General features: G+C 67.5%; 18 protein-coding genes. 5 read left to right on the plus strand and 13 right to left on the minus strand.

Annotation, left to right across the window (positions count from 1 at the left end; genetic code table 11):
• Positions 1-6 precede the first annotated feature (6 nt).
• The 5 genes from ASC92_RS03545 (at position 7) to ASC92_RS03565 (ending at position 4,694) form a co-directional block, all read left to right on the plus strand.
• A complete protein-coding gene (locus ASC92_RS03545; RefSeq protein ID WP_056510347.1) occupies positions 7-798 on the plus strand; it encodes an FAD binding domain-containing protein in 792 nt (263 codons plus the stop codon).
• Between the two features lie 67 nt (positions 799-865).
• Positions 866-1,768: an AAA family ATPase gene (locus ASC92_RS03550; RefSeq protein ID WP_056510348.1), complete on the plus strand. Its 903-nt coding sequence runs from the start codon at positions 866-868 to the stop codon at positions 1,766-1,768.
• 30 nt (positions 1,769-1,798) lie between these two features.
• On the plus strand, positions 1,799-3,013 hold the full coding sequence (locus ASC92_RS03555) for a vWA domain-containing protein (RefSeq protein WP_056510350.1): 1,215 nt from the start codon (positions 1,799-1,801) through the stop codon (positions 3,011-3,013).
• 33 nt (positions 3,014-3,046) lie between these two features.
• Positions 3,047-3,655 (plus strand): CoxG family protein, encoded by a 609-nt coding sequence (locus ASC92_RS03560; RefSeq protein WP_056510352.1) that lies wholly within the window; start codon positions 3,047-3,049, stop codon positions 3,653-3,655.
• Between the two features lie 16 nt (positions 3,656-3,671).
• Positions 3,672-4,694 (plus strand): XdhC family protein, encoded by a 1,023-nt coding sequence (locus ASC92_RS03565; RefSeq protein ID WP_056510354.1) that lies wholly within the window; start codon positions 3,672-3,674, stop codon positions 4,692-4,694.
• A gap of 220 nt (positions 4,695-4,914) precedes the next feature.
• Here ASC92_RS03565 and mnhG read toward each other — a convergent pair whose 3' ends face one another.
• The 13 genes from mnhG to ASC92_RS03630 all read right to left on the minus strand — a co-directional run bounded on the left by mnhG (position 4,915) and on the right by ASC92_RS03630 (position 16,408).
• Entirely contained in the window at positions 4,915-5,271 is a 357-nt protein-coding gene (gene mnhG / locus ASC92_RS03570; protein WP_007829341.1) for a monovalent cation/H(+) antiporter subunit G, read from the minus strand.
• Positions 5,268-5,546, minus strand: a complete 279-nt coding sequence (locus tag ASC92_RS03575) for a K+/H+ antiporter subunit F (protein ID WP_007829342.1) — start codon at positions 5,544-5,546, stop codon at positions 5,268-5,270. The genes mnhG and ASC92_RS03575 overlap by 4 nt, the downstream gene beginning before the upstream one ends.
• Complete coding sequence (locus tag ASC92_RS03580; protein ID WP_056510357.1) at positions 5,543-6,034, minus strand: Na+/H+ antiporter subunit E; 492 nt, start codon at positions 6,032-6,034, stop codon at positions 5,543-5,545. Before ASC92_RS03580 ends, ASC92_RS03575 begins: the two co-directional genes overlap by 4 nt.
• Entirely contained in the window at positions 6,031-7,689 is a 1,659-nt protein-coding gene (locus ASC92_RS03585) for a monovalent cation/H+ antiporter subunit D (RefSeq protein WP_056511829.1), read from the minus strand. Before ASC92_RS03585 ends, ASC92_RS03580 begins: the two co-directional genes overlap by 4 nt.
• A 41-nt stretch (positions 7,690-7,730) precedes the next feature.
• A complete protein-coding gene (locus ASC92_RS03590; protein WP_056510360.1) occupies positions 7,731-8,081 on the minus strand; it encodes a Na+/H+ antiporter subunit C in 351 nt (116 codons plus the stop codon).
• The gene (locus ASC92_RS03595; RefSeq protein ID WP_056510362.1) at positions 8,081-11,020 is read right to left on the minus strand and encodes a monovalent cation/H+ antiporter subunit A; all 2,940 of its coding nucleotides are present in this window, start codon (positions 11,018-11,020) and stop codon (positions 8,081-8,083) included. Before ASC92_RS03595 ends, ASC92_RS03590 begins: the two co-directional genes overlap by 1 nt.
• Before the next feature lie 76 nt (positions 11,021-11,096).
• Positions 11,097-11,477 carry a fluoride efflux transporter CrcB gene (crcB, locus tag ASC92_RS03600; RefSeq protein ID WP_056510364.1) on the minus strand — a complete coding sequence of 127 codons (381 nt, stop codon included), beginning with the start codon at positions 11,475-11,477 and terminating at the stop codon, positions 11,097-11,099.
• A 30-nt stretch (positions 11,478-11,507) separates the two neighbouring features.
• Positions 11,508-12,809, minus strand: coding sequence for a TRAP transporter large permease (locus ASC92_RS03605; protein WP_056510365.1), 1,302 nt, complete (start codon positions 12,807-12,809; stop codon positions 11,508-11,510).
• Positions 12,802-13,311, minus strand: a complete 510-nt coding sequence (locus tag ASC92_RS03610) for a TRAP transporter small permease (protein WP_056510368.1) — start codon at positions 13,309-13,311, stop codon at positions 12,802-12,804. The genes ASC92_RS03605 and ASC92_RS03610 overlap by 8 nt, the downstream gene beginning before the upstream one ends.
• A gap of 21 nt (positions 13,312-13,332) precedes the next feature.
• Entirely contained in the window at positions 13,333-14,301 is a 969-nt protein-coding gene (locus ASC92_RS03615; protein WP_056510369.1) for a TRAP transporter substrate-binding protein, read from the minus strand.
• A gap of 144 nt (positions 14,302-14,445) precedes the next feature.
• Positions 14,446-14,775, minus strand: coding sequence for a ComEA family DNA-binding protein (locus ASC92_RS03620; protein WP_056510372.1), 330 nt, complete (start codon positions 14,773-14,775; stop codon positions 14,446-14,448).
• Positions 14,776-14,913: 138 nt separating this feature from the next.
• Positions 14,914-16,083 carry a lipopolysaccharide assembly protein LapB gene (lapB, locus tag ASC92_RS03625; RefSeq protein ID WP_056510374.1) on the minus strand — a complete coding sequence of 390 codons (1,170 nt, stop codon included), beginning with the start codon at positions 16,081-16,083 and terminating at the stop codon, positions 14,914-14,916.
• Complete coding sequence (locus tag ASC92_RS03630; RefSeq protein WP_056510376.1) at positions 16,073-16,408, minus strand: lipopolysaccharide assembly LapA domain-containing protein; 336 nt, start codon at positions 16,406-16,408, stop codon at positions 16,073-16,075. Before ASC92_RS03630 ends, lapB begins: the two co-directional genes overlap by 11 nt.
• Positions 16,409-16,428: the final 20 nt, after the last annotated feature.

Here is a 16,428-nt window from a genome sequence, read left to right on the forward strand (position 1 = left end):
CACACCATGTACGCCTTCACACTCGAACGGCCCACTTCCGTGGCCGATGCGGCCAAACTCGTTGCCGCAGGCGCCAAGCCGCTGGCGGGCGGCCAGACCCTGCTGGCTTCGATGAAGCTGCGGCTCTCGGCTCCCGAACAGCTGGTGGACCTGAGCGGCATCAAGGAACTCACCGGCATCGCGAAAAACGGCAACGCCATCACCATCGGCGCCATGTCGCGCCATCTCGACGTGGCGAACAACGCCGACGTGAAGGCCGCCTTCCCGGCGCTGGCCGACCTGGCCGCACGCATCGGCGACCGGCAAGTGCGCGCGATGGGCACCATCGGCGGCTCCGTGGCCAACAATGACCCTGCCGCCTGCTATCCCAGCGCGGTGCTGGGCTCCGGCGCGACGGTCATCACCTCGAAGCGCGAGATCGCGGCGGACGATTTCTTCCAGGGCCTGTTCACCACGGCACTCGAAGAGGGCGAACTGATCACCGCGATCCGCTTTCCCATTCCGAAGCGTGCCGTCTACGAAAAGCTGCGCCAGAAGGCGTCGAACTTCCCGCTGGTCGGCGTGTTCCTTGCGCAATACGACAGCGGCGTGCGCGTGGCGATCACCGGCGCGGGCAACGGCGTGTTCCGTCATGCGGGGCTCGAGGATGCGCTCAACAAGAGCTTCACGGCGGCCGCTGCCGCAGCCGTGAAGATCGACGCGAGCGATCTCAACAGCGATTTGCATGCCTCGGCTGCGTATCGCGCGAACCTGATCAGCGTGCTGACGCAGCGCGCAGTCACCAAGGCCCTGGGCTGAAGAAGCCGGGGTTGTTGTTCGCTCAACGGAAGACGCGACAGCCTCGTGTCTTCCGCTACGCTTCGCCATGATCTTCCCGACCATCGATTCCCTCTCCGAAGGTTTGGTGCAGGCCGGCTACTTCGCCGATCGGCGGCTGGCCACGGCTGTGTTCCTCGCGCTCAAGCTGCAGCGCCCGCTGCTGCTCGAAGGCGAACCCGGCGTCGGCAAGACCGAGCTGGCGAAGGCGCTGTCGACCGCGCTGAACCGCGAGCTGCTGCGCCTGCAGTGCTACGACGGCCTGGAGCAGCGCGAAGCGCTCTACGAATGGAACTACGCCGCGCAGTTGCTGCACATGCGCGCCGCCGAGGCCACCGGCGCGGCGCGCGACGTGGAAGCCGAGGTCTACCAGCCCCACTACCTGATTCGCCGTCCGCTGCTGCAGGCGCTGCAGACGCCGCTGCCCGGCGCCGTGCTGCTGATCGACGAGGTGGACCGCGCCGACGAGCCTTTCGAGGCCTTCCTGCTCGAATACCTCGGCGAGTACCAGGTGAGCATTCCCGAACTGGGCACGGTGCGCGCCGTGGTGCCTCCCGTCACCATCCTCACGAGCAACCGCACGCGCGAACTCAACGACGCGGTCAAGCGGCGCTGCCTCTATCACTGGCTCGACTACCCGGAGCGCGAGCGTGAGCTGGCCATCGTGCGCGCGCAGGTGCCGCAGGCCGGCGAGAAGCTGTCGGCGCAGGTGGCGGCCTTCGTCGCACGGCTGCGCGATGCACCCTTCGCCAGCGCCTTCCAGCGCGCGCCCGGCATTGCCGAGAGCGTCGAGTGGGCGAGGGCGCTGATCGCGCTCGACACCGTCGAGCTCGACCCGGAGGTAGTGGTCGACACCGCCGGCATCCTGTTCAAGCAGCGCGACGACGTGGCCGCGCTCACGCGGGAGCTGGCATCGGACCTGCTCAAACCCGAGGAGCCGGTCGCGCGCTGAGCGCGTCCCTGTTCCAGACAGCGATTCCGCATGGCCGGCATCCAGCAACTCGGCGACGTCCGCAGCGGAAAGCTCGCCGGCAACATCACCGCCTTCGGCCGTGCGCTGCGCCGTGCCGGCGTGCGTACCGATGCCATGCGCATCGCGCTGGCTGCCGAAGCGGCCGCGCTGGTGGGCGTGGAAGACAGGCTCGACCTGAGCGCCGCGATGGAAGCCGTGATGGTGAGCCGCGAGCAGGACCGCATGGTGTTCCGCGAACTCTTCGACGCCTGGTTCCGCGACCCGGAACTGGCCAACAAGCTGCTCGCGCAGATGCTGCCGAGCGCCGAAGGCAAGGCCGAGCCCTCGAAGCGCCGGCCGCGCGTGCGCGAGGCACTCACCGCGCCGCGCAGCCCCGCCAGGCCGGCCGAGCCGGCAAAGCCCGACCGCGAGATCGAGTTCGACGCCGCCATGACGTCGAGCGATCGCCAGCGCCTGCAGCATGCGGACTTCAACGCGCTCGGCGCTTCCGAATACCGCCTCGTCGAGCGGCTCGCGCGCGACATCCGGTTGCCGATTCCCGAACTGCCGTCACGCCGCCTGCGCGTGGCCGGCGACGCGGGCCAGCAGCATGCGCGCATGCACTGGCCGGGCGTGCTGCACGAAGCGGCGCGCACCGGCGGCGAGATCCTGCGGCTGCCCAGGCTTGCGCGGCGTCAGCAGCCCCTGCCGCTGCTGGTGCTGGTCGATGTGTCGGGCTCGATGGAGCGCTATGCGCGGCTACTGTTGGCGTTTCTTCATGCTGCGACCCGCCGGGCGGGGCGCCGCGACGTGTTCGCCTTCGGCACCCGCTTGACGGACCTGACCCCCGCCTTCCGGCTCACCGACACCGATGCCATGCTCGATGCGGCCAGCCTCGCCATCGACGACTTCGCGGGTGGCACCCGGCTCGGCAGTTCCCTGACCGAACTGCGCCGCACCCATGCCCGCCGCCTGACCGGCCGCCGCACGCTGGTGCTGGTGATCAGCGATGGCCTCGACACCGGCGAGCCATCGCTGCTGGAGCAGGAGCTTCTGTGGCTCAAGCGCCATTCGCGCCGCCTGCTGTGGCTCAACCCCTTGCTGCGCTTCGAGGGCTACGCCCCTCTGGCGCGTGGGGCCGGCGTGTTGCACCGGCAAGCAGATGCGATGCTGGCGGTTCACAATCTCAGCGCACTCGAACAGCTCGCCGCGAGCCTGGCCGCCTTGATGCGGTCCGGCCGCTAGCGTTGCCCAGGAAGGAAGCAAAAGGAAACCACCATGGAAATGCTCGGAAACCGCCGCCTCGGCATCACCCAACAACAGGCCTGGGAAGCGCTCAACGACCCCGAGACGCTGAAGAAATGCATCCCCGGCTGCGACAAGTTCGAGCTCACGGGCGACAACCAGTACAGCGTTGCGCTCGCGCTCAAGATCGGTCCGGTCTCGGCCAAGTTCAACGGCAAGGTGGTGCTGTCGGACATCGTTGCGCCCGATGGCTACAAGCTCACCTTCGAGGGGCAGGGCGGTGTGGCGGGCTTTGCGAAGGGCTCGTCGAGCGTCACGCTCAAGCCGGTGGCCGAAGCGGAGGCCGCGACGCCGCCGGTTGCCGGCTGCGAACTCGACTACACCGTGCAGGCACAGGTCGGCGGCAAGATCGCCCAGCTGGGCCAGCGCCTGATCGACGGCGCCGCCAAGTCGACCGCAGACGATTTCTTCAAGCGCTTCGAGGCCGAGATGCAGAGCCGCTATGGCCCCCCGCCTGCGCCGCTCGAGGAGGCCGCCAGCGCCGAGGCGCCGGCCGAGAAGGCCGGCATGATGTCCGGACTCATGAAGAAGATCGGCCTCGGCAAGAAAGACGACACCGCCGCGACCGGCGACGCCGGCTGAGGGAGCGAACCGATTTATGGAAAATCTCGACGTCATGGTGCTGCGCACGCTGCGTGACTGGCGGCGTGCCGGCAAACGCGCGCTGCTGACGACCGTCGTGCGCACCTGGGGCTCGTCGCCCCGGCCGGTGGGTTCGATCATGGCCCTGGCCGAAGACGGTGCGGTGGTGGGATCGGTCTCCGGCGGCTGCATCGAGGACGACCTGATCGCGCGCTACAGCCACGCCCACGGCAAGGGCGAAGACGTGCCGCTGGGCGCGCCGCCCGCGCTCGTGAAGTACGGCATCACCGCCGACGAGGCGCACCGTTTCGGGCTGCCTTGCGGCGGCACGCTGGAGTTGCTGCTCGAATACGCGCCCGACGCCGGCTCGCTCGACCTGCTGGTCGCACAGCTGGAACAGGGCAAGCTCATGCAGCGCACGGTGACGCTCGCCACCGGCGCGGTGCGGCTCGCCGAAGCGACGGCACCCGACGAGCTCACGGTGAACGACACCGAGCTCACCAACACCTTCGGCCCCGAATACCGCATGCTGCTGATCGGTGCCGGCCAGCTCGCCGAATACCTCGCCACGATGGCCAAGTTCAGCGGCTTTGCGGTGACGCTGTGCGACCCGCGCGCCGAGTACCGAACGGCGTGGTCGCTGTCCGGCGTGCACATCACGACCGAGATGCCGGACGACGCGGTGCTGGCCTTCAAGCCCGACCGCCGCAGCTGCGTGGTTGCGCTCACGCACGACCCGAAGCTCGACGACCTGGCGTTGCTCGAGGCGCTGCAGAGCGAGGCCTTCTACGTCGGCGCCATCGGCTCGCGCCGCAACGCCGACGCGCGGCGCGACCGCATGATCGAGCATTTCGACCAGACTGACGAATCGCTCGCACGGCTGCGCGGGCCGATCGGCATCTACATCGGCAGCAAGACGCCGCCGGAGATTGCGGTGAGCGTGATGGCGGAAATTCTTGCGGTGAAGAATGCGGTGACCCTGCCGCGTGAAGTCGAAGTGGCGCGGGCCAAGGAGATGCAGCAGTTGCTGCCTAGCTGAGGTCATTCGGGGTGCGTGCACAGGCCACCGGGTACTCCCCTCCGCGAATGTCCCCCGCTTCGCTCCTCCTTTATTTCGCTGCGGGGAGCACCCGGTGCCCTGTACACGCTCGCGCCGATGGGGTGCCTTGCGCAGCGAAATAAAGGAGGAGCGAAGCGGGGGACATTCGCGGAGCAAGGCACCCCGTCGGCGTGAGCGCGCCCCGAACAGAGGCCTTGCCTCAGCCCGACTTCGCCTCAGGCGGCACATCCCCACCCTTCTGCCGCTCGCGGAACAGCGCCGCGCGCATCAGGAAGATGGTGGTGATCGGCGCAGTCAGTGCGATGAACAGCACGATCAGCACCGCGTGCAGGAACAGGCTGAAGCCCTGCACCGAGAAGTACACGATGGTGGCCACGGTCATGCACCACACGCCTACCGTCGCGCCCAATGTGGGCGCATGGATGCGGCGGAAGAAGGTGGGTAGCCGGATCAGGCCGAAGGAGCCGATGGCTGCGAAAGCTGCACCCAGTACGGCGAACACGGCGGTGACGATCTCGGCCCACAGCGGCAGCGGGCCTGCGATGAAGTCCGTCATTCGATCACCTCTCCGCGCAGCAGGAACTTGGCCATCGCCGTGGAACCCACGAAGCCGAACAGCGCGATCAGCATCGCTGCCTCGAAGTAGACATTGCTCGCGTAGACGATGCCCAGCACCAGCATCATCAGCATGCCGTTGATGTACAGGCAGTCGAGCGCCATCACGCGGTCCTGCGCGCTCGGGCCGATCAGCAGCCGCGAGAGCGCGCACAGCATGGCCACGGCCAGCAGGAAGAGCGCGAATTTCAGGGCCCAGAAGAGGATGGGTGTCATGACTCGAAGATCTCCATCAGGGGGCGTTCGTAGCGCTGCTTGATCAGCGCAATGAAGGCGGCCTCGTCGTCGAGGTCGAACACGTGGATCAGCAGCGTGCTGCGGTCGAACGACACTTCGCCCCAGGCCGTGCCGGGCGTGAGGCACATGATCATCGCCAGCACCGCGAGCCCGTTTGGGTCGCGCATGTCGAGCGGAATCTGCACGAACTTCGAGCCGATGCGCGAGGTGCGCCGCGTGAGCAGCAGGCGGGCCACGTCGTACGCCGACTTCAGCATGTCGAAGGTCACGACGAAAGACAGCCGCAGCGCGACGCCAGGCCGGCGCATGCGCACCGCCGCCGGGCGCAGGCCCTCGGTGAGCAACGGCACGGCGATGGCGAGGACCACGGCTGCCAGCAGCGTGGCCGCGTCGAGCGACTGGTTGAGCAGCAGCCAGACGACGAACAGCGCGAACGACAGCGGCGGGGAAGGCAGAAGGCGCTTCATGGGGGCGCGCCTTCCTTTTTCTTCACCGGGTTCGGTATCTGCCTGGCGCCCAGCACCGCATTGCGGTAGGCCGTGGGGGTCTTCAGGCCTTCCGCCGTGGCCCTGGCGTGCTGCATCACGGGCTCGGCCCACACGGTCAGCGCCACGCAGGCGGCGAGAAGTCCGGCCACCGGCAGCACTTCGAGCGCGGGCAGCGAAGGCATGGTGGGGTGGAGCTGCGTCCAGAAATGGCGGATGCCGGTGCGGCTCAACGCGATCAGCGAGAGAAAACCAGAGACGATCAGCAGCGCGAGGAAAATCCAGCTGGCGGTGCCGAGCGACTTTGCGCCGAGCAAGCCCGAGAGCATCGCGAACTTGCCGATGAAGCCCGACAGCGGCGGAAGGCCCGCGAGCAGCAGCGTGCAGCCCATGAAGCTCAGGCCGAGGAAGGCCACGCCGGCGGGAATCGCGCGGCCGTAAAGAGCCTGTGCTTCGTCGTCGAGGTTCACGTTGTCGAGCGCGCGCAGGTCTTCGGCGAGGAAGGGCGCGTTGCCGGCCGCTTCGTGCGGCGCGACGCTCATGCCGGCGTTGCGCCAGCGTTCGATCATGTCGGTCAGCAGGAAGAAGGCACTGACCGCGAGCGTGGAACTCAGCAGGTAGTACAGCGCTCCTGCCCACACGGCCGGCCGTCCGAGTCCGAGCGCCGCGAGCAGGGTGCCGGCCGACACCAGCACGCTGAAGCCCGCGAGGTTCGACAGCCGCTGGGTGCCGACGATGCCGAGGGCGCCGACGAAGAGCGTGGCAAGGCCGGCACCGACCAGCGCGGCCTGCCCGAAGGCGGCCGAGTCGCCGGTGTCGGGCGCGAAGAGCACGGTCCACAGCCGCAGGATCGTGTAGATGCCGAGCTTGGTCAGCAGCGCGAACACCGCGCCCACCGGCGACACCGCCGCGCTGTAGGCAGGCACCAGCCAGAAGTTGAGCGGCCATGCGCCGGCCTTGGCGAAGAAGGCGGTCGCGAGGATGGCCGCCGCCGCATGCACCAGCCCGCGGTCGCCCGGCGCGAGTTCGGCGATGCGCACGCCGAGATCGGCCATGTTGAGCGTGCCCGTCACGCCGTACAGGATGGCCGCACCGATCAGGAACAACGACGAAGCCGCGAGATTGATCGCGACGTACTGCAGCCCCGCCTGCACACGCAGCCGGCCCGAACCATGCAGCAGCAGGCCGTACGAAGCCGCGAGCATCACTTCGAAGAAGACGAACAGGTTGAACAGGTCGCCCGTGAGGAAGGCGCCGTTGAGGCCCATGAGCTGCAGCTGCAGCAGCGGATGGAAATGCACGCCCGCACGGTCCCAGCGCGAGGTCGAGTAGATGGACGCGGCAAAGGCGATGACGCCGGTGAGCACGACCATCATGGTCGAAAGCCGGTCGGCCACCAGCACGATGCCGAAGGGCGCGCGCCAGTTGCCCGGCAGGTAGACGCCGATGGAGCCGGGGCCGCCGCCGGTGTCGGCCGCGTTGACCCAGCGCAGCAATGCAAGCGCCGCGAGCAGGCCGACGAGGCCCGACACCACGCTCAGGGCCGACTTGGTGCGCCGCCGGCGCTCGCCCAGCAGCAGCATGAGCGCGGCCGTGAGCATGGGCACGAGGATCGGCACCGCCACCAAATGCGGCATGCTGAACTCGAGCAGCCTGTCGAGCAGGTGGAAGATTTCCTTCACTCCGCCTCCTGCCGCTCTTCACCGTCCACGTGGTCGGTGCCGGTGAGGCCGCGCGAGGCGAGCATCACCACGAGGAACAGCGCAGTCATCGCAAAGCCGATCACGATGGCCGTAAGCACCAGGGCCTGCGGCATCGGGTCGGCCGTGTTGGCCAGCGTGGCGGTGAAGCCCTTGACGAGCACCGGCTCGCTGTCGACCTTGAGCCGGCCCATGCTGAAGATGAAGAGATTGACCGCGTACGAGATCAGCGTCAGGCCCATGATGACCTGGAAGGTGCGTGGGCGCAGCAGCATGTACACGCCCGAGCCGGTGAGCACGCCGATGGCGAGTGCGAGCACGATTTCCATCAGCGAGCTCCCTCTGCGGCGGCCTTGGCTTCGGCCTCTTTCTCTACCTGCTCGTCGGCCCAGCGGTGGCTTCTTATCGACTGGTGGGCCAGCCCGGTGAGGATCAGCATGGTGGCGCCGAGCACCAGCGCGAACACGCCGATGTCGAAGAAGAGGGCACTCGGCACATGCACCTCGCCCAGCAGCGGCAGGTGCAGATGCGCGGTGTGCGTGGTCAGGAAGGGGTAGCCGAACAGCACCGCGCCGCTGCCGGTGGCGAGCGCGAACAGCAGGCCGATGGCGATCCAGCGGCGCGGATAGATGCGCAGGTGCTCTTCGACCCATTCGGTGCCCGAGACGATGAACTGCAGCACCAGCGCGACCGACATCACCAGCCCCGCGACGAAGCCGCCGCCCGGCGCGTTGTGGCCGCGCATGAAGAAGTAGGCCGACACCAGCACCGCCAGCGGCAGCAGCAGCCGCACCAGAACGGCAGGCACCATCAGGTAGCCGACGGCGGTGTCGTTGGCGCGACGCGGGTTCAGCAGGTCGCTGCCGCCGTCGTCGACCTGCTGGCGCTGCTGCACCGGCAGCGCCATCGATTCGATCGCAGGGCGGAAGCGCCGCAGCAGCGCATACACCGTGAGCGCGACCACGCCGAGCACGGTGATCTCGCCGAAGGTGTCAAAGCCGCGGAAGTCGACCAGCATCACATTGACCACGTTGGTGCCACCGCCCTCGGTGAGCGCACGTTCGAGGAAGAAGGGCGAGATGCTCTGCGGGAACTCGCGCGTCATCACGGTCCAGGCCAGCGCCGCCATGCCGCCACCGGCGATGGCGGCCACCAGCAGGTCGCGCCCGCGCCGGCCCCAGGGCCGCAGGCGTGCGCGCGCCGGCTGCACGGCGTCCTTGCTGCGCATCGGCAGCCAGCGCAGGCCCAGCAGGATCAGCACGGTGGTCACGGCTTCGACCACCAGCTGCGTCAGCGCGAGGTCGGGCGCGGAGAACCAGATGTAGGTCACGCACGAGACCAGTCCGGCGCCCGAAGCCAGCATCAGCGCCGCCAGCCGGTGGAACTTGGCCAGCCACGCGGCGGCCAGCGCGCAGGTGCCGCCGATGATCCAGGTCATGGCGAACATCGGCGAGAAGGGCAGCAGCTCGCGCGTGCCGGGCGCGGCGGGCGCGGTCCACAGGGAAGCCGCAGCGCCCGCGACGGCCACGACGACCAGCAGCAGCAACTGCCACTGCATGCGGCGCGTGCCGAGCAGGCGGCGGCTGCGCCGGCCCGCCTCGCTCAGCAGCGCGAGCAGGTGCTCGAAGATGGCCTGGCCGTCGAAGCGATGCAGCAGCGGCGTGTGTGCGAGGCCGCCGTCCGCGCGCCGGCGGCGCTGCAGCAGGTACAGCGCTGCGCCCCCAGCCAACGCCACGAAGCTCATCGCGAGCGGCAGGTTGAAACCGTGCCACACGGCCAGGCTGTACTCGGGCAGCGTGCCGCCCACCACGGGCGTCGCGGCCGCCGCCAGCAGCGGGCCGATGGACCAGGCCGGTGCCACGCCCACGACCAGGCACAGCAGCACCAGCAGTTCGACCGGCACGCGCATCCAGTGCGGCGGCTCATGCGGCTGCCTGGGCACGTCGGGGCCGCAGGGCGGGCCGAAGAACACGTCGAACACGAAGCGGGCGGAGTAGGCCACGGTGAAGACGCCCGCGACGGTGGCGATGATCGGCAGGCTCCAGTCGATCCATGGCGTGGACTGGATGAACACCGTCTCGGCGAAGAACATCTCCTTCGACAGGAATCCGTTGAGCAGCGGCACGCCGGCCATCGAGGCGCTGGCGATGATGGCCAGCGTGCCGGTGATCGGCATCAGCCGCAGCAGGCCGCTGAGCTTGCGGATGTCGCGCGTGCCGCTTTCGTGGTCGATGATGCCGGCCGCCATGAACAGCGATGCCTTGAAGGTCGCGTGGTTCATGACGTGGAACACCGCAGCCACTGCCGCCAAAGGACTGTTCAGGCCCAGCAGCAGCGTGATGAGCCCGAGGTGCGAGATGGTCGAGTAGGCCAGCAGTGCCTTCAGGTCGCGCTGGAACATGGCGATGAAGCCGCCGAGCAGCAGCGTGACCGCGCCCGCGCCGCCCACCATCCAGAACCATTGCTCGGTGCCCGAGAGCACGGGCCACAGCCGCGCCATGAGGAACACGCCGAGCTTCACCATGGTGGCCGAGTGCAGGTAGGCCGAGACCGGCGTGGGCGCGGCCATGGCGCGCGGCAGCCAGAAGTGGAACGGGAACTGCGCGCTCTTGGTGAAGGCGCCGAGCAGCACCAGCACCAGCACGGCCGGGTAGAGCGCATGCGCGCGGATGAGGTCGCCCGAGGCCAGCACCACGTCCAGCTCGTAGCTGCCGACGATGCGGCCCAGCACCAGCACGCCGGCCAGCAGGCACAGCCCGCCCGCGCCGGTGACGGTGAGCGCCATGCGCGCGCCGCGCCGCGCGTCGCGGCGGTGGTGCCAGTAGCCGATCAGCAGGAACGAGAACAGGCTGGTGAGCTCCCAGAACAGCACCATCTGGACCATGTTGCCCGAGAGCACCACGCCCATCATTGCGCCCATGAACGCGAGGAAGAACGAGAAGAAGCGCGGCACCGGGTCGGAGGCCGACATGTAGTAGCGCGCATAGAGCACCACCAGCGCGCCGATGCCCAGTACCAGCATGCAGAACAGCCAGGCGAAGCCGTCCATGCGGAACACGAGGTTGAGGCCGAGGGCCGGCAGCCATTCGATCTCTTGCCGCAGCACGTTGCCATGTGCGACCCGCGGAAAGAGCCATGCGGTCTGTATCGCGCAGCCCAATGCGACGAGACCCGCGAGGGTCGACTCCCTGTTGCGCGCGTTGGATGGCATCAACGCGGCCAGCACGCTGGCAATGAAGGGGAGTGCGACGAGAAAGACCAGGGGCATTGGGGTCGATTCTATCGATCGACCCTTTGGGAAGCTCTATCTATAACCGCAAGACATAAGGCGCTTTTTGCCCTCTTCAAGCCGAGAAGATCCGCACGGTGCGGATGCCGAGCCAGGTGAAGAAGAGCGAGCCGCCCAGGTGGGCCGAGGCCGTCACCATGGCCACGCCCAGCCGGCCTTCGAGCAGCATGGTGGTGACCTCGACCGAGAAGCTCGAGAAGGTGGTGAGGCCGCCGAGGAAGCCGGTGATCAGCGCGAGCCGCCAGACCGGATCCAGGTCTGGCAGCAGCTGGAAGGTGGCAACGGCCACGCCGATGAGGTAGCCGCCGATCAGGTTGGCAGCCAGCGTGCCCCAGGGCATGAGGCCGCCCATGCCCAACCAGAGGGCAAGGCCCCAGCGGGCCAGGGCGCCGATCGAGGCGCCGATGCAGATGGCAAGAATCGGGAGAAGAAGCATGCGTTTATTGTCGGCGCGTTCCTTGCCGTATCAGGGCGCCATCTGCTGCGGCAGCCAGGTCACCAGTTGCGGCACGAAGTAGATGATCAGCACTGCCGCAACCATCAGGAAGAACATCGGCAGCGTGACGCGCGCGATGTAGAGCAGGTCCTTGCCGGTCATGCCTTGCAGCACGAACAGGTTGAAGCCCACGGGTGGTGTGATCTGCGCCATCTCGACCACCAGCACGACGAAGATGCCGAACCAGACCGGATCGATGCCGGCCGCCGTAACGGTCGGCATGATCACGCCCATGGTCAGCACCACCATCGAGATGCCGTCGAGGAAGCAGCCCAGCACGATGTAGAAGGCAGCGAGCGCCAGGATGAGCTGGAACTTCGACAGGCCCAGCGAGCCAATCCATTCGGCCAGGTGCCGCGGCAGGCCGATGTAGCCCATGGCCAGCGTGAGGAAGGCCGCGCCCGCGAGGATCAGCGCCATCATGCAGTACAGCCGCGTGGCTCCCAGCAGTGCTTCCCTGAAGCTTTGCCAGGTGAGCGAGCCCTGCGCGCCAGAGATGATCATCGCGCCGACCACGCCCACGGCCGCAGCTTCGGTCGCGGTGGCGATGCCCGCATAGATGGAGCCGAGCACCGACAGGATGAGCAGGGCCACCGGGATCAGCGACATCGAGGCCTTGAGCTTTTGCATGAAGGGCAGCTTCGCGTCGGCCGGCGGGACGCGGTCGGGATGGCGCAGCGCCCAGAACACGATGTAGCCGGAGAACAGCAAGGCGAGCAGGATGCCCGGGATGACGCCCGCGATGAACAGCCGCGCGATCGACACGTCCGCGCTCACTCCGTAGACGATCATGATGATCGACGGCGGAATCAAGAGGCCGAGCGTGCCCGCGCCGGCCAGCGTGCCGATGACCATGTCGTCGGGGTAGCCGCGGCGCTTGAGCTCCGGCAGGCTCATCTTGCCGATGGTGGCGCAGGTGGCCGCGCTCGACCCGGAAACCGCGGCAAACACTGCGCACCCCACCACGTTGGTGTGCAGCAGCCGGCCCGGCAGGCTTTGCATCCAGGGTGCGAGGCCCTTGAACATGTCCTGCGAGAGCCGGGTGCGAAACAGGATCTCGCCCATCCACACGAACAGCGGCAGCGCGGTGAGCGTCCAGCTCGAGGCCGATCCCCAGATGGTCACGGCCATGGCGTCACCGGCGGAGCGCGACGAGAAGATCTGCATGGCGATCCATGCCACGCCCGAGAGGGTGAGACCGATCCAGACGCCGCTGCCGAGGATGAGGAACAGCGCGGCGATCAGGAAGCCCGCGACGGCGATGTCACTCATGGCGAAGAGCCTCCGTCTCGACAGTCTTGGCGGGCCGGCCGCGCCACTCGATCACGAACTCGTCCAGCGAAGCGATGGCGAAGACGATGGCGCCGAGTGCCATCGACAGCTGCGGTATCCACAGTGGTGTGGCGTCGTTGCCGGTGGAGATGTCATGGTAGCCGAGCGACTGCCAGGCCAGGCGCACGCTGTACCAGGCAAAGAGCAGCGCGAGCAGCGCCGCAGCGCCCATGGCCCAGCGTTCGAGCCAGCGCTGCGCCGCGGGCGGCAGGTTCTGCAGCACCAGCGTCACGCGGATGTGCTCTGCGCGCTTGAGCGTGTGCGCCAGCGCCATGAATCCCGCGCCGGCCATCAGGTAGCCGGCGTAGGCATCGATGCCGGGAATGTTGAAGTGAAGCTGGCGGCCGAGGATGGACAGGAGCACCATCGCCAGCAGGCCGACCATGAAAAGCGCCGCCAATGCGGCGGCGCTCATATAGAGAAGATCAAGCGTCTTGCGCATCGGATGCAGTTCGAGTCCGCCTCACATCTTCTTGTAGGCATCGACGACGGCCTGGCCCTCGGCACCGGCCTTCTCGGTCCACTCCTTGAGCATGGTGTCGCCGACCTTCTTCATGTCGGCCTTGAGTTGCGCCGAGGGAACATGCACCGTCATGCCGTTCTTCTTGAGCAGGTCCAGGTATTCGACGTTCTTTTTCTTCGACAGGTCCCATCCGCGCTTCTCGGCGTCGGCCGCGGCCTTGAGCACCGCGTCCTGCGTGGGCTTGTCGAGTGCATCGAAGGCCTTTTTGTTCATGAGCACCGCGTTCTTTGGCAGCCAGGCCTGGGTGTCGTAGAAGTTCTTGATGTATTCGTAGGTCTTTGTGTCGTAGCCGGTCGACCCCGAGGACATGTACGACTCGATCACGCCGGTGGCCATGGCCTGCGAGAGCTCGGCCTGCTGCACCGTGACGGGCTGTGCGCCGACGAGTTCCCCGATGCGCGCGGTGGCGGGGCTGTAGGCACGCCACTTCACCCCCTTCAGGTCGGCGGCCGATGCGATTTCCTTCTTCACGAAGATGCCTTGCGGCGGCCAGGCGACCGTGTAGAGCAGCACGATGCCTTGCTCCGCCAGCTTCTTCTCGAGCACCGGCTTCTGTGCCTGGTAGAGCTTCCAGGCGGCGTCGTAGCTGTCGGCCAGGAACGGGATGCCGTCGGCGCCGAACAGCTGCCACTCGTTCTGATAGTTCACGAGGAGGATCTCGCCGAGCTGCGCCTGGCCACCTTGCACTGCGCGCTTGATCTCGGGTGCCTTGAACAGCGAGGCGTTGGCGTGCACCGTGATCTTGAGCTTGCCGCCGCTGCCCTTGTCCACGTCGCTCGCGAACTGGGTGATGTTCTCTGTGTGGAAGTTGCTCGCCGGGTAGGCGGTGGGCAGGTCCCATTTGGTCTGCGCGAAGACTGCGGCGCCAAGGGTCAGACCTGCGAGGGCAATGCCGAACTTGTGATTCATGAGCTCTCCGGAACGTATGAAAGTGAAAACGAAAACGAGCATACGAGCAAAATCCGGACCATCCCTGAGGCATTTCCCTGCCTTGGTGCATGCATGAAAAAGCCGCCCACAGGCGGCTTGCTTGCTATAGGGCCGGGTAGGAAATCAGGGTTTGGCGGCCTTGGCTACCTTGCCCGTCTTGCCCTCCTTGGGAGCGGCAGGCGCCGCACCACCGAAGGCCTGGCCATTGACCGTCAGGCCTTCGGCCGACAGCTTGGCGGCCTTCTTTTCCTTGACGCCCTTCACGCGCTGCATGAGGTCGGGCCAGTCCTTGAACTCGCCTTCCTTGCGCGCGTCGAGAATGCGCTTGGACATGGAGGGGCCGACGCCCTTGACGCCGTCGAGATCGGCGGCCGTGCCCTTGTTGACATCGACGGCGGCGAACGAAACGGCCGCGAACAGCATGGCCGTGGCGGCCAGGATTTTCTTGAACATGATGAGAACTCCCTTTGTCTTGTTGATATGACTGACAGCCGGCAAGAGCGCCGGCCCAGGCTCAACGAGGCACAAAAGCAGGGCGTTGACGCGTGGAAGCCGCACCGGCCGCCACGTGACCATTGTTCAAAAATGTGATCAGAGTTCTTCGACGCGGCGCGGCGGATAGCTGTCCCAGGCCTGGCAGCCGGGGCAGTGCCAGAAGTACTGGTGCGCCTCGAAGCCGCAGGCGGCGCAGCGATAGCGCATGAGCGGCCGGGTTGCCTGGTCGAGAGCGCGTTGCACCTGCGGGTGGAACTGCTGATGCTCGAAGTGTTCGCCCGCGAGCCAGCGCGAGGCAGCGACCAGTGAGGGCTGCTGTGCAAGATGTGCGATGTAGCCGTCGCGCGGCGTGGGGTTGGGCTCTTCGGTGGTGGCGGTCGGTGTGCCGCCGAGCGCCATCAGTGCTTCGAGCACGTCGATCGACGGCGACTCCACGTAGCGGCGTTGCAGCAGCGCAAGCGCTTCGCCCTGGCGGTGCGCGGCCACGGCGGCCTGCTGCAGTGCGGCGGCATAGAGCGGCAGCGCCAGCGGTGCCGTGTCGCTCAGGGCCACGAGCGTGTCGAAGGCCGCGGCCGCTTCGCCTTTGCGCAGCTGCAGGTTGGCCGTGTCGATGGCGGGCCGCGGCGCTTGCGGCGCAAGTTCAACGGCCTGCGCGAGCAGCTTCGCCGCGCTGGACAGGTCGCCTGCCGCCACGCGCTCGGTCGCCTGCTCGCAGAGGTGATGCGCGCGGCGCGTGCTGTAGCTGGCCTGGTCGGACTCGTCGAGTTTCTGCGCCACGTCGGCGGCTTGCGCCCATTCGCGCGAGCGTTCGTAGATGGCCAGCAAAGACAGCAGCGCCTCGTTCTCGTAGCGCGTGCCTTCGAGCTTCTGCAGCGCGGCTTCGGCGCGGTCGAGCAGGCCGGCGCGCAGGAAGTCCTGCGCCAATGCGTGCTGCGCGCGTTCGCGGTCGCTGCGGCTCAGGTCGCCGCGGCCCAGCAGGTGCTCGTGCACGCGCACCGCGCGCTGGTACTCGCCGCGGCGGCGGAACAGGTTGCCGAGTGCGAAATGCAGCTCCTGCGTGTCGGGGTCGTTCTGCACGGCCTCGATGAAGGCGTCGATGGCCTGGTCCTGCTGCTCGTTGAGCAGGAAGTTGAGGCCGCGAAAGTAGGCCTTTGGTGCCTGGCGGTTCTCGAGCTTGAGTTGCCGGATGTCGAAGCGCGATGCGAGCCAGCCCAGCACGAAGGCGACGGGCAGGCTGATCAGCAGCCAGCTGGGATCAAAGTCCATGTTGACGTACGGCGGGAAGGTCGGTGGCGGAGATGGATGGCGCCGATGCGGGAGTGCTCGTGGCGATCGACGGCGCGGATGGCTGGGCCTCGGAGGCAGCGGGCAGTTGCGCCGCGGCGGTGCGATGCTTCCACCAGCCCGGCAGCATGCCGAGCGCGCCCACCACAAGCCCACCGGCGAAGGCCGCAAGCACGACGAGCACCAACGGCGCGCGCCAGTAGGTGCCGAAGAAGAAATAGACGGTCGCGTCGTGCTGGTTGTTCAGCGCGAAAGCAAAGAGCGTAAAAAAAATGGCTGCCTTGAGCAGCCACAGGAGGTATTTCATGCACGTTCCCGTTGGCGGGA

This window comes from Variovorax sp. Root411 (assembly GCF_001425205.1).
GTDB lineage: Bacteria > Pseudomonadota > Gammaproteobacteria > Burkholderiales > Burkholderiaceae_C > Variovorax.

What these genes read in the sequence shown, in the direction of transcription:
- ASC92_RS03545 (WP_056510347.1), top strand. Translation starts at nt 7, where the DNA reads ATGTACGCCTTCACACTCGAACGGCCCACTTCCGTGGCCGATGCGGCC.
- ASC92_RS03550 (WP_056510348.1), top strand. Translation starts at nt 866, where the DNA reads ATGATCTTCCCGACCATCGATTCCCTCTCCGAAGGTTTGGTGCAGGCC.
- ASC92_RS03555 (WP_056510350.1), top strand. Translation starts at nt 1,799, where the DNA reads ATGGCCGGCATCCAGCAACTCGGCGACGTCCGCAGCGGAAAGCTCGCC.
- ASC92_RS03560 (WP_056510352.1), top strand. Translation starts at nt 3,047, where the DNA reads ATGGAAATGCTCGGAAACCGCCGCCTCGGCATCACCCAACAACAGGCC.
- ASC92_RS03565 (WP_056510354.1), top strand. Translation starts at nt 3,672, where the DNA reads ATGGAAAATCTCGACGTCATGGTGCTGCGCACGCTGCGTGACTGGCGG.
- mnhG (WP_007829341.1), bottom strand. Translation starts at nt 5,271, where the DNA reads ATGACGGACTTCATCGCAGGCCCGCTGCCGCTGTGGGCCGAGATCGTC.
- ASC92_RS03575 (WP_007829342.1), bottom strand. Translation starts at nt 5,546, where the DNA reads ATGACACCCATCCTCTTCTGGGCCCTGAAATTCGCGCTCTTCCTGCTG.
- ASC92_RS03580 (WP_056510357.1), bottom strand. Translation starts at nt 6,034, where the DNA reads ATGAAGCGCCTTCTGCCTTCCCCGCCGCTGTCGTTCGCGCTGTTCGTC.
- ASC92_RS03585 (WP_056511829.1), bottom strand. Translation starts at nt 7,689, where the DNA reads ATGCCGCATTTGGTGGCGGTGCCGATCCTCGTGCCCATGCTCACGGCC.
- ASC92_RS03590 (WP_056510360.1), bottom strand. Translation starts at nt 8,081, where the DNA reads ATGGAAATCGTGCTCGCACTCGCCATCGGCGTGCTCACCGGCTCGGGC.
- ASC92_RS03595 (WP_056510362.1), bottom strand. Translation starts at nt 11,020, where the DNA reads ATGCCCCTGGTCTTTCTCGTCGCACTCCCCTTCATTGCCAGCGTGCTG.
- crcB (WP_056510364.1), bottom strand. Translation starts at nt 11,477, where the DNA reads ATGCTTCTTCTCCCGATTCTTGCCATCTGCATCGGCGCCTCGATCGGC.
- ASC92_RS03605 (WP_056510365.1), bottom strand. Translation starts at nt 12,809, where the DNA reads ATGAGTGACATCGCCGTCGCGGGCTTCCTGATCGCCGCGCTGTTCCTC.
- ASC92_RS03610 (WP_056510368.1), bottom strand. Translation starts at nt 13,311, where the DNA reads ATGCGCAAGACGCTTGATCTTCTCTATATGAGCGCCGCCGCATTGGCG.
- ASC92_RS03615 (WP_056510369.1), bottom strand. Translation starts at nt 14,301, where the DNA reads ATGAATCACAAGTTCGGCATTGCCCTCGCAGGTCTGACCCTTGGCGCC.
- ASC92_RS03620 (WP_056510372.1), bottom strand. Translation starts at nt 14,775, where the DNA reads ATGTTCAAGAAAATCCTGGCCGCCACGGCCATGCTGTTCGCGGCCGTT.
- lapB (WP_056510374.1), bottom strand. Translation starts at nt 16,083, where the DNA reads ATGGACTTTGATCCCAGCTGGCTGCTGATCAGCCTGCCCGTCGCCTTC.
- ASC92_RS03630 (WP_056510376.1), bottom strand. Translation starts at nt 16,408, where the DNA reads ATGAAATACCTCCTGTGGCTGCTCAAGGCAGCCATTTTTTTTACGCTC.